Consider the following 12,849-nt stretch of genomic DNA (forward strand, 5'->3'; position numbering starts at 1 on the left):
GTTGATTTTCAGAGGTTTAAAATACGTACTTTTTTTTAATTCAGATTATGGTTTTCCTCACTTGGTTGAGCGCTGGCAAATAATAGCTCTTTTGGTTTTTTCAGATTTGGATTATGTCTCGGCAAAAAAACAAATGTGCTGTTTGTGCGGTTGGCTTTTTTAGTTCAAATGTTCAATTTTAGTACGCAAATTCAATTTTCGCATTATGCACAACGTATTTGTGTATGGTTTCGTTACGGAAAAGAGCGGAGCAATTTTCCGAACTTAAACCAAAGATAGTAAAAGTGCGAGGATTTTCTGCAAGAAAATCCCCCGTAATGAACTATACACGCTGTTGGGTTTTAGTGCTTTTTGTTTTTATTGTTTTTAGTTTATTTATTTCCATTTTTCATTCCGTTTTTGTGCTCAATTTCAAGTTTTTAAAATTAAATTTCATAAAATTATTCAATTCTGCGTTTGAGTAAAAAATTCCGCAAAGTTGAGTTTCCATTTTTCATTTTTTTTTGTGCTCAATTTCAAGTTTTTAAAATTAAATTCCATAAAATTATTCAATTCTGCGTTTGAGTAAAAAATTCCGCAAAGTTGAGTTTCCATTTTTCATTTTTTTTTGTGCTCAATTTCATGTTTTTAAAATTAAATTCCATAAAATTATTCAATTCTGCGTTTGAGTAAAAAATTCCGCAAAGTTGAGTTTCCATTTTTCATTCTGTTTTAGTGCTCAACTCTACGTTTTTAAAATTAAATTCCATAAAATTATTCAATTCTAGGTTTGAGAGAAAATTCCGCAATAATAAGTTTTCTTTATTTTCTCAAGATTAAATAACTTTTTTTTGTTCTTAAAAGACTAAAATTTTTGAAATTCAACGAGATTTTTTTGCATTAAACCCAACGTTTGGTATATGGTTTGTTGCGTGGTTTAAGCAACTAATTTAGTAAATAATTACCGACCAAGAAAGTCCGCGAGGACTTTCGTAAGTAGGCGAGAAGCCAGCAATAAATTATATACGGTGTTGTGCTTTCGTTATTTATTTCGTGAATGTTTTATTCTTTTCACAGGTTTCTATATTAATAATTAAATCTAACATTAAGTTCTCTATAAGGTTCACAAATTGAGCCATATCTGTCATATTAACTTGTAATGCATTTTCACCATGTGCAATCATATTACGAAATCTCAGAAGTCGATTTAATCCTCTTTCATAAGAACCTTCAATTGGTGAAATGCAAAATCGTTCAAGTATTTTGTTTAAAACTTTAAAATTTACATTTGATTCTGTTGGAATTCCTGGTTTTATTGTTATAGTTTCATCAAGTACATTATTAATTAAATTCACAAGTCTTTTTTTTGAATCAAAAGCAGCTCTAGGATTATTAAAATCGCATTCTAAATCAAGTTGATGAGTTAATAACGGATGAGCAATTTCAATTCTCTTAATATTTAAAGAATTTAAATGTGTAGAATATATAGTAAAGGTGTTTTTAACAAAACCTTCCCATATAGCGTAAATTGCAGGAATTGAATATTTTATTTGCAACTCTTTATGGTCAGGTCTAAAGCTATATTTTATAGGTAGACTTTTTATTGTTGCTAATTCTGATACTCTCCAATTTATATCTGCTAATATTTCTTGTATAAAAAGTTTCATTCCGAAATCCCAAAAATTTCATTAGCCACTTCTATTCTTTTAGATATTCTAGATTTACTTCCAGATTTACTTCCAGAAGCTTTTTTGAAATTATCTGAATTTTTTAATTCATCTATTTTTTCTATTAAAATATCCGTTCTTGTTTTTTTGTATTTAGATATATTGTTTGAAATTCCAATCATTACACAGTCATAAAGACTTGTTGAAAAGACATTGTTAGAACCTCTGAAAACATCTTTTCCTATAGGACTTAAAATAGACATGACATCATCAAATAAAACCTGTAAAGGTTCTATTTTGGTTGTGTCTTTAACTGCTTCTCTCATATATTTGGTCATATGTTGAGAAATATTTTGAGATAATTCTGTTGGAAGGTCAACTAAAGAACAAAAACGTAGAACTAATTCATCCATATAAAGTTGTTCTAATTGTCTGGCTGTTGGTTGAATTAGATTAATGAAATCGTTACTATTTGAACATTTTCTAATGAAAGAGTTAAAGTCTTTAGATACACCTCTAAAAATGGCATTTCTAATTTCTTGGTCAGTAAGGTCAGAGCCTCCAGTATTCAATCTATTGAATAATTCATAACGCATATCAAAAGCACTATTCCATTTTATTATTTCGATTCGACAGGATGCTCGTTTTATGTTTAGTTGGAATTTTAATGGTAAATCTTTACATGCTAGATTTTCAAAATCGGCAACCAAATCCCCTTTTCCTAAAATCCAATTATTTTTATCAGGTATAGTTTTAAGTATGCCAAAAAAGGAAAAGATAGTTGAAATTCGTTGAAGACCATCAACTAATTCCCACTTTCCATTTTCATCTTCTGCAACAAAAATAGGTGGAATAGGAATTCCAATCAAGATTGATTCAATGAATCGGGTTTTCTGATAATCATCCCATCTAAATAATCTTTGAAACTCTGGGTCAATTACTATTTCGTCACGTTCATACATGCTCATTATTTCACCAAACGACATGTCTAGTCTATCTGTTGACAAACCATTTCTAGTTTTTTCAAGTATATGTTCTAAATTTTCTATTTTATTCATATTTTTTGTTTAATGAAGCACAACGTGTTTGTATATGGTTTGTTGCGTGTTTCAAGCAACTAATTTAGTAAATAAATACCGACCAAGAAAGTCCGCGAGGACTTTCGTAAGTAGGCGAGAAGCCAGCAATAAATTATATACGGTGTTGGCAGCAGTTTTTTTATCTATCCGAAATATCAAAGAGTTCAATTCCGAATTTGAATTGTTGCATTTCTTTAATTACTTGTACTAATGCATATTTTGCAATGTTTGATTTACATAAATCTATTCTTTCCAATATAGGTTTTCCTTTATAATGATTATTCTTAAATGCCATTACAAAATTTGCTTGAGAAGGGTCTTTTCTTAATCTTTCCACTATTTCTTTTACATCAACTTTTTTAGTAGGATTCCTTTTGTTGTATAGTTCTAATGTTTTTTCAAGAAAACTACTTTTTTTAGTGTCTTTTAAGTCATTGGATAACCTTTTAGCAGATAAAACGACTTGAATATATAAATCTCTCATTTTGGTATTAAATCCATTCTTTACGTGAATGAAATAAATCTTTTCATCTTTGACTACCATTAAATCACACAATTCTATATTGTCGTTAATTACTTTATCTAAAACAAAGTATTCGTTCAAATGATTATGACTTTTATTATAAAAGTCCTCATCTTTCTTTTTAGGCCATTTTAAGAGCAATTTTTCTGATAGCTTATACTTTGTGTAGAATTCTTTAGCATCGTTGTTCATTAACTCTAAAAAGTCATCGTCAAGTAGATACCAATGTCCATCAATTTTAAAATATTTTCTTGCTAAATAGTCAATTTCTGCAGTTATATGAGCGAAAAAATTTCCATAAGTAATTTCTGTTTTATTTATATGTCCAACAATATTTAGTTTGTATAATTTTCCTTTAATTGCTGGTCTGTTTGTAAAATCATCTAAACTGTCGAAAATGTGTTTTGTACATTCAAAATACAACTTTGCTCTATCAGTTACAATTACATCACTTTTACCTCTTGAAAATTTTGCACGAACAAGGAAACTATTACATTCATAAAAACGTTCCAATTTCGAAGGATGTACAACTTCTATAATATCACTTTGATTTGATTTAACTCTGTCTGGTGTATTATGTAATAAAATGTCGTCAACAATAATCTCTTTTAATGTTTCATCAAGTTCTGCTACTAATTTCGGTTCATTTATTTTGAAAAACAGAGTTAGTTGAACAGGTTTATTGTTTTTTCTAATTTTATGAATATCCTTTACGAGGATTTTTAAATCATCAAAATTTAATTTTTTTCTAATACTGAAATAAGAACCAACTTCGAGTAAACCTCCATTTTCATCTAATGAGTATTTTTTGAATTCGTTTTTCTTTAATTCGTCACGAATTTTTAACTTGATTTTGGTTGGAACTTCGGAATATTCTAATGTTTCTGCAATAGTTTGATTGAAATTAAAAATTTGTTTTTTTTGAGAAATGTTATTCGCAACACCTCTAACTTCTAATTCAAGAATAACATCTTCTTTGGGTTTGGCAATTCTTTGATATAAATCAATTCCGAAACTTGGGTTTATAAATTTTCGAATTACGCTCATACCACTTCCACTTATCACACAATAGATTTCAGATTTGTACTTTATGAATAGAACAAATGAGAATTCTATAATGTCAAAATTTTGATTTTCGGTTAAGTTTTCGGGTAAGAATAATTTCCAGTAATATTTCTCTTTTGGTTGATTATAACAATAAGACCAAAATTTAAATTTACCATCTTTTTCATATTTAACTTCGGGTTTTATTAAAGTTAAATCGTCAAATTTATGTCTTAATTTCTTTTCGTGATTTGCTTGAATTATTTCAACAATTTCTTTCGCAGACGAATCTTTAAATTCATAGTATGATTTATCGATTTGAAAGATTTTTAAGTTAAATCTGGTTTGTCCTGCAATCATTGTTTCTTGGTTTGGTCAAATTGCTGCCAACGTGTTTGTATATGGTTTGTTGCGTGGTTTAAGCACGTAATTTAGCAAATAAAAACCGAATAGAAAATCCGAGAGGATTTTCGTAAATAGGCTAGAACTAGCAATAAATTATATACGGTGTTAGCTGTAGTATTTTTCTCTGTTTAGTTCTTCGGTTTTCATTTGATTTACTAATTCTTCAATTTTTTCTTTAGTAAAACCAAGTCGGTCAGTATATTTTTTATAATAATTATTTAATTCAGTATCTAATTTTTTTGTTTGGTCAATAAATTCTCCAAAAAACTGCAACATTTCTTTTCTCCCTAATTCCGAGTAACATTTTTGAATTTCTATTTTGAAATATTTATGGACTATGTAATTTCTTTTATCAAGAATATTAACTAAATCCTCTGTTATTTTATCGGTTAAAGTATAAGATTGTTTGACCTCATTAATGAAGTTCCCCATTGTTTTTCTTGAATTCTCAATTGCATTGATAATTTCGTTTACTTCTTTGTTGGTTTTGACTTTTTTTTTGAAAATTCTATCAGTCCATAACATTATTGAAAACGTTTCTTCTAAAACCTGTGCAAAATATATTGACAAACCAAAATACGCAAAAATCAAGCGATGTTTTCCGTCTTCATTCTCGTTTTCATATTCATCTAATGCTCGTAAATATGTACTCATTTTATTTAATACCAATTCTAATTGTGTTCAATCTTCTTCTTGGGTCACGATAAATGTTAAATGTGTCTAATGTTTTATTGTGAGCTTTAAGTAATTCCACAATAGGTTGCAAATTGAAATCAAATTGTTTTTCGCTATTGAAATCAAACTTTAGAACTACTAGATTTGGTGAACCCCAATATGTAACTTCATAACCTTTATAAAGTCTTTTCATATCTTCGTAAAAACTTGAATTTCTATCTTTTACGCTTTCGAAAATTGTAAGATTAATTTCTCTTTCTTCAAAATTCTCCTCTGTAAATGTATAATGGTCTAATTTTCCAAAGTCAAGATTTCCTTCATTTATTTCGGTATAATTTCTCAATGTAGCAAATAAATTATTCCATTCGGAAGTAGCATTACTGTTTAGGAAATCCGAACCATTAGTATTTATAAAATCTAATAATTTATTGTAATATTCAGAACTTGAGAAATAAATACAGTCTATCTCATTTTTTTCATCGTGGTCATAAAATACCTCTCCGCCTTTAGCTTTGGGTAGTTGATTTTTTGAAAATGCTAAACCTAATAAGGTTAAATCCATTCCTGCTCCAATTCTAACTTTTATCATATTTTATAGTTGTTGAGTCATATTACAGCTAACGTTGTTGTATAAGGTTAGTTGCGTGGTTAAGCATCTAATTTAGTAAATACAAATCGAATAGGAAAACCGCGAGGATTTTCGTAGGTAGACTTACACTAGCAATTAATTTTATACGATGTTGGCTACTGTAATTTTTAATTTCTTATTAATTTTTCAAATCCCTCACAAGTGTCTGTTTTTTTCATAATTGCTTCTATTTTTGCATCTCTAATTCCTCTTTGGTTTATTGTCTTTTTACTTTGTATTAATAAGCAATAACCAAAATTCCTATTACTCATTGAAATAGTCATTGAAGTTTGAAAAAAATGTTCACAACTTTCACATATACCCAATTTTGATTTCATAATAATTATATATTCTAATTTTTAATGAATCTAGGTTATAAATGTTTAGCAATTAATACACGCTTGTAATCGATTGGAGTTTTTATAATGTTTACTAATTCATTTATTTCCTCTTTTATTTCAAAATTATTTTCTTTATAAAATTCAAGTTCAAATTCTAAATTTTTTAAATAAATACTTTTTAGATCGTTTCCACTCTCGTTTTCTAATCCATGAATAGATATTTCTTCTTTGTAAATAGTAACGTTATTATTTTGATACACTATGGTATCGTCAAATACAAAAGAAATAGAAATTCCGATACCGTTTTCAATATAAGGTAAACCTAATTTTGTAGTTTTTTTATTTGAAAAAATAAAATTTCTTAAATCAATTTCTGCTCGTTTATGAGAAATGTATTTTTTACCTATTCCTTGTAGAAAAACATCAATGTAACTTTGATAAGAACTGAAACATTCTTTTCTGGCTAATATTAGATTTTCATTTCTGAATTCTCTGTAAATTGAAACCATTTCATTATCGTTTCCTTTTTCTCGATAAATATCTCCTCTAAGTATATATAGCATTATAATTCTTTATTTTTGATTTGAAACTAGCTTAACCCATTTATTATATTTTCCAATATTTTTTGCTGTCCAGTGATTACAAAGCATATAATTATTTCCAAAAATTGTATAAATCTTTTTTTTGTAATATCTTGAATATCCGTTAATATCATTTCCATATTCAGAATCAGATTCTTTTCTTAAAAAACTGTATCCAATATTAAATGTTTTTCTTGAGAAATTTTCATTGCATAATTCAACTAATAATTTATTTGTAATAAAACCTAAATCGACGAGTTCTTTGAATTGTCTTTGTACATCAACACCAATTCCTGATTTTTCACTAAATGATTCATATGTTTTTTTATTTAATTCACGAACTTCTTCTTCCAATTCCGCATTTATACTATTAGCATACATGGCAGATAAAATCAAGTTTTCGTTTTCTTTCCAAAAATTTGCCAATAATTCTTTTTCTTCCTGTCCAATTGCCATAATAAAATCTTGTTTTTGATTTGGGTTATCTATTTTATGAAATGAAGGTCTACTTAAAGATGATAAATATTCAGAAAGGATAAATTTTGTTCTTTCTGAAATATTCCTTTTCATTGCTGGTTCTATAATATAATCTACAAGGTCTTGATAGTTGATTTGAATATATTCTTTTGAAACACATTCAGTTTCAGTTAACTTATTGAGTTCTAATGTTGGAATAGGTGTTAAAAATACGAACACTAAAATTTCATTTTCTTTTTTGTTTTCTACGAAATAATTATAATAATCAACAGTTTGTTCATTATGTTCCTTACTAGCTACCTTATTCTCAATAACTATCTTAATTATATGTTTTTTTTCTTTTAATTCAATATATAAATCAACAAATTTTTTATTCTTTTTTATCTTTAAATATTTTTCGGTTTCAATTTTGATGTTCTCTAATGTAAAAGTTGAAACATCATCAAATAATGGTTCTTTAATTTGAAATTGTTTTTGTCTTAAAAGAATTATATTTAATAACTTCTTAATTGGGAATTCTTTTAAACTTTCATTTTGAAGAGGATTTAACATCCACGCTAAGAAAGAGCTATGACTTGTTTCACTTCTATTAACTAATAAAATCTCAGAAAATGATTTGGAAGAATATCTGGATTTCAATACATTGTTTTTATTAAATCTGTCTATCTCAGATTTTATATTTATTTTTCTCATTTTTTATAGTTGCCAACGGCTTTGTGCTTATAGTTTGTTGCGTAAATTTAGCGAAAAAATAATAGATAAAACACAGACTTTTACGTTTGCGAGGTTTTTCCGCAGGAAAAACTGTTTAGCAATAAATTATGCACATTGTTGCAAGTTGTGGTTTTTCGGTTAATAATTCCATTTTTTGCTTTCTAATATTTTCAAAATTCAGCGTTTGAGTAAATAATTCCGCAAAGATTTTCAATTCCGCAAAGTTGCTAAATTCCGCAAGAGTGATTTCCTGCGTTCAGTTCTGTTTTTGTCAATTTTTTAAAATTCCGTTTGAGTAAGAATTCCCTAAAATTGCTCTAAATTTGGGATTGTTATTTTTCCAGTGTTGACAGAAAAATGTAACTTAAATTAGTATTATTCTACAATAAATTTCTTGTTTTTTAATTCATAATTGTTTCCGTCCGAGTGATTTCCGCCATTACTTGCAACGTTGTTGTATAAGCTTTGTTGCGTGTTTTAAGCAACTAATTTAGTAAATAAAACACAAACGAAGAAAGTCCGCGAGGACTTTCGTAAGTAGGCAAGAAGCCAGCAATAAAGTTTATACGGTGTTATGCCCTGGCTATTTTAGTTAATCTTTCAACTTTTTTGCTTTCCTCCAAAGCTTCTTTAAAAATATCCATATTTACATCTATTAATCCTTTTTCTGTAAACTCGTCAATAATTGAATTTTTAAATTCAAGTTTATTAATCAAATGCTTATGCTTTATATCAAAAACTCTAAATAAATCATCCCATTTTAATGCATATATTTCATAATTTTTTATTGCTTCTACTAAAAACTTTTTACCTTTTCCATTTTGAGATTCATATTTGTCACGAATCCACTCATCAACTTCTTTTCCAATAAGGATTAATTTCCATTTTCTAGTTTCACTAGAAAACCTAGGTTCTTTTATTATGATTCTGATATATTCTTCTATTTGGTCATATTGCTTTTTCCCAATTACAACACTTGGTCTTTTCAATTCAACAATAATATTCTCTTCAATTGTATATTCATCACTTTTGGGATCGGGAATGTCTGATTTTCGGGCAATGAAAATATCAGGTCTTTTTAGACGATTTTTAGAAGTTATTTTGTTGTAATTTGAATTATTGCTCTCTAAAAAAGAAAGATAGTTGTTTAACAAAGTTTCGAAATTTTTATCAGCAGAAACAAGATGATATTGTTCTCCAAATAGCCAATAATTATCTTCTATTATTTTCTGAATATGGTCACGTTCATTTGTAAATTTTTCTAATTCAAAGACAAGAGTTTTTAATACTAGTACTGTATTAAATCTGCTTTCTAATAGTTTTACAAGTGAGACTATTGCTGAAAAATTGGTTTTGTTTAAAGTTTTTGAAAGTTCCTTTCTTTCTTCATCCGACAATTTTATGATACTGTCAAGAATATTTAATATGTCATCTCTTTGGTCTGAATCTAAAAGTAAATTTAGAAAACCAATTATTGTTTTACTTTGTGTATTCTTCAGACCTTGAAAGATCTTTGGTTGTACACAATATATTTCTTTAACAACTAGCTCTAAATCTTTCTTTCTTAAATTATCGTAAGGGTTATTTTTAAATAAAGGAAAGATATTTTGTTTTCGATATTTGCTAATTAATTCATCCGCTTTATGTTCTTTGATAAAAAGTTTTTCCTCAATTGATAATTTTTCTTTTAAATAGCCTAAAAGTGTTTTAAATGTAGGGTCATTTTGATCTTTTATGTCAAAATCTAACGTTTCTGTTTTAGCATTAGATAATTGAAAAGTTTCAAAGTAATCAGACTCTATATAAACAGAATGATGAAAGTCTTCTGTTTTGTTATTAAAAGATGTGTGTTTTCGTTCTTTTTCAATTTTTTCTTCATTTAAGAAATAATAGTAATATTTATCACCAATATTTTTTTTCCATCTTATGAAGTTAATTTTGAAATCAAAATCATTAATTTCTTCGTTGAAAATTACTGTTTTATCAATGATGGTGTTATAGTCAATTTCAAAATCATTAACTTTTAATGAATAACTTTTATTAAGATACAAAAACCAACCAAATTCACACGCCAAAAAGTCATAGAATGAGTCGTTTTCTATCAAATCCGCTGTAAGTTTATTGAAAGATTCAAATCTCACAGAAGTTCCTGTATGTTTCTTTTTTAATATAGTTTTATCAGATATTCCGAAATTCTGAAGACTAGATTCTTTTATTTCTATATTATAATTTAGGTATTCTCCATTTTCACTTTTAAATGTAGTATTCCAAATAGCTTTATCAGAAAATTGTTGAAATGAAAATCTCCCTTTTCCTTTTTTACCTTTTACAAATCCATCTTTATTAAAAGTTGTTCTTTTTTGAGAATCTAAAAAATGACCAAAAGTTTGATCTATTGTTTCTATATTTATTCCATTTCCATTGTCTATGATGGAAAATTCATTTATAAATCCAATCTCATTACTGTCAATGTTTAAATGAATTTCTGTTGCATTTGCATCAAATCCATTCCAAATATATTCAGCAATTGCTTTCCTATAATCAGTAGGTAATCCGCTTTGTTCTACACTTATTGATGTTATTTTTGTAGTATGCTGTTTCATTTATTATTGCAATTTCTTAATTTTATACGGATTATTCTGTGCTTGGGCATAACGTGTTTGTATATGGTTTGTTGCGTGGTTTAAGCAACTAATTTAGTAAATAAAAACCGAATAGAAAATCCGCGAGGATTTTCGTAAGTAGGCTAGAACTAGCAATAAATTATATACGGTGTTATGTGCCGTTTTTTATCCATTGTTGATTAGCAGAAATTAATTCAATTATTAAACTTTCCAAAATATTATTAATCCAATCAATTTCAATTATTAAATTATTTTTAGCAAATCTAAAAGTCAAATCTTGTTTTTCAGCGTGAAAAATTTTATTTCTTAAGTAGTAACAATATTTTATACAGATAAACACGAGTATTTCAACTTCTTTATTTGGCTTTGGGTTTTTTACATTTTCTTGTAAATAACTTTTGACTTCTTTATAAATAATTTCTGTATCAGAACTTTTTTTGTTTGAATTATAAATTTGCTTTATGTTGTCAAACCGATTGAATTTACTTTCAATTTTGTCAACTGTAAAAATATTTTTTAAGTCTTTTTCAAAATAGCTTAAATTGTCTAAAATGTTTTTGCAAATTTTGCTGTTTTGATACCTATTTATAAATGCAATAAATGAAACTATTTTTTCTTTGGTATTATAATCGTTAGCTAATAATTCATAAAACCTTACTTTTTCTTTTAATACCTGTGAAGTGATATTTTTTAAATTATCGAGAGAATTTGTAAATAATTGCTGATTTTCTAAAATAAATTTACGAATCAACCTTTGTGATTCATTTTCATTTAATCCATTTCCAAAATAGTAATAAATTGAATTAAAAGACTTCCATAATTTTTCAAATCGTTCACTTGGTTCGCTTGTTGTTTTTGATTTCAATAAGTAAGTTAAGGCAAATTGAATTGAATTTGCTTTATCATTATTTTTAAAAATATCTAAAATTGATTGAGAGGAAACATTTACTCCTGAAAACTTGTTATTTAGTATTTGTTCAATTAAAATTCCATTATTTGGTAAAGCTAAAATAATTTCATCGTTTGTTTTAGTTAATCTATGAATGGTGATACTTTTTATTTTTACAAAAGCATTTATTTTTATGTAATAATAAATTAGTGATTTAATTATTTGATTGTGGATAGAATTCTTTTCAGAGAAAATAATATTATTCAAATTTATTTTCGCTTTTCTATTACAGTTGATTGTAATAGTGTTTTTATTAATGATTAGTTCATCTTTAATCTCATTAATATTTGTGTGTTCAATTTCTAACTTTTCATCTGATATTTCAATATTAGTTTCTTTTAACAAAATTCTAATTGAATAATTGTGCTTTGTCTTTTTTTGTGGAAACGTTTTTATTGAGTTTAAAATAAAATCATCTAATTTTCCTTTCTTTTCGTAAGAGTAAATGTCAAAAATATTTGGGTATTTATCTTTAAAACTAACTTTAAAATCGTTTATGGAATAATCATCTCCATTAAATGAGTTGTGAAGTATTAAAAGTTTCTCGTTTATTTTTTTTATTGTTTTTCCTTTTTTTTTCTTCCTTAAAATTACATTCTCGCCAAAATTTTGAAGAACTCTAAATGCTTGTTCTTTTACCTCAAAAATTTTGTCGCTTTTCATTAAACGATATAATTCACGTTTGCTTTCGTAACAGTTATATTTTGAAAAGTAATCTATAGCAATTAATCGATTCTTGTAATCAGAATTATCTAATGAGAGTTCTACATATTTGTTTATGTCATTTGGTCGGATGTTCTGAAAGATTGTTTTATTCATAGGTGCTTGGATTCAACGTTGTAACGCAACAAATCGTTATTAATTTTTGATGTTACTAAGCTACGTTTTTTAGCTCAATATTGATCATTTCTTGGGGTGTTTTATAACCAATAATTTTTCGAGGTCTATTGTTTAGTTTTTGCTGAATAATTTGCAGCTGATTTTCGCTTATTTCATTAAAGTTTGTTCCTTTAGGAAGGTATCTTCTAATGAGTCCATTCGTATTTTCGTTAGTGCCTCTTTCCCAAGAAGAATATGGGTGAGCAAAGTAAATTTTCATACCTGTTTTTTCAGTAATTTTTTGGTGCCTAGCCATTTCAATTCCGTTGTCGTAAGTCATAGAT

11 protein-coding genes are annotated in these 12,849 nt (G+C 26.9%); all 11 read right to left on the bottom strand.

Annotated elements, in window-relative coordinates; translation table 11 throughout:
• Nucleotides 1-1,025 precede the first annotated feature (1,025 nt).
• Complete coding sequence (locus N2251_RS00525) at nucleotides 1,026-1,646, bottom strand: MAE_28990/MAE_18760 family HEPN-like nuclease (protein ID WP_260584724.1); 621 nt, start codon at nucleotides 1,644-1,646, stop codon at nucleotides 1,026-1,028.
• The gene (locus N2251_RS00530; protein ID WP_260584725.1) at nucleotides 1,643-2,704 is read right to left on the bottom strand and encodes a DUF262 domain-containing protein; all 1,062 of its coding nucleotides are present in this window, start codon (nucleotides 2,702-2,704) and stop codon (nucleotides 1,643-1,645) included. The genes N2251_RS00525 and N2251_RS00530 overlap by 4 nt, the downstream gene beginning before the upstream one ends.
• 160 nt (nucleotides 2,705-2,864) lie before the next feature.
• Entirely contained in the window at nucleotides 2,865-4,652 is a 1,788-nt protein-coding gene (locus tag N2251_RS00535; RefSeq protein WP_260584726.1) for a DUF6119 family protein, read from the bottom strand.
• A gap of 150 nt (nucleotides 4,653-4,802) precedes the next feature.
• Complete coding sequence (locus N2251_RS00540) at nucleotides 4,803-5,351, bottom strand: hypothetical protein (RefSeq protein ID WP_260584727.1); 549 nt, start codon at nucleotides 5,349-5,351, stop codon at nucleotides 4,803-4,805.
• A gap of 1 nt (nucleotide 5,352) precedes the next feature.
• Nucleotides 5,353-5,961 carry a hypothetical protein gene (locus N2251_RS00545; RefSeq protein WP_260584729.1) on the bottom strand — a complete coding sequence of 203 codons (609 nt, stop codon included), beginning with the start codon at nucleotides 5,959-5,961 and terminating at the stop codon, nucleotides 5,353-5,355.
• 167 nt (nucleotides 5,962-6,128) lie between these two features.
• Nucleotides 6,129-6,338: a hypothetical protein gene (locus N2251_RS00550; RefSeq protein ID WP_260584730.1), complete on the bottom strand. Its 210-nt coding sequence runs from the start codon at nucleotides 6,336-6,338 to the stop codon at nucleotides 6,129-6,131.
• 35 nt (nucleotides 6,339-6,373) lie between these two features.
• On the bottom strand, nucleotides 6,374-6,904 hold the full coding sequence (locus N2251_RS00555) for a hypothetical protein (protein ID WP_260584731.1): 531 nt from the start codon (nucleotides 6,902-6,904) through the stop codon (nucleotides 6,374-6,376).
• A 9-nt stretch (nucleotides 6,905-6,913) separates the two neighbouring features.
• On the bottom strand, nucleotides 6,914-8,092 hold the full coding sequence (locus N2251_RS00560) for a PD-(D/E)XK nuclease family protein (RefSeq protein ID WP_260584733.1): 1,179 nt from the start codon (nucleotides 8,090-8,092) through the stop codon (nucleotides 6,914-6,916).
• Between the two features lie 593 nt (nucleotides 8,093-8,685).
• Nucleotides 8,686-10,716, bottom strand: a complete 2,031-nt coding sequence (locus N2251_RS00565) for an ATP-binding protein (protein ID WP_260584734.1) — start codon at nucleotides 10,714-10,716, stop codon at nucleotides 8,686-8,688.
• A 172-nt stretch (nucleotides 10,717-10,888) separates the two neighbouring features.
• Nucleotides 10,889-12,505 carry a hypothetical protein gene (locus tag N2251_RS00570; RefSeq protein WP_260584735.1) on the bottom strand — a complete coding sequence of 539 codons (1,617 nt, stop codon included), beginning with the start codon at nucleotides 12,503-12,505 and terminating at the stop codon, nucleotides 10,889-10,891.
• 55 nt (nucleotides 12,506-12,560) lie between these two features.
• Nucleotides 12,561-12,849, bottom strand: a 289-nt coding sequence (locus N2251_RS00575; RefSeq protein ID WP_260584736.1) for an IS30 family transposase, incomplete at its 5' end; no start/stop codon positions are given.

The sequence above is a fragment of the Tenacibaculum haliotis genome, assembly GCF_025215075.1.
Lineage (GTDB): Bacteria > Bacteroidota > Bacteroidia > Flavobacteriales > Flavobacteriaceae > Polaribacter > Polaribacter haliotis_B.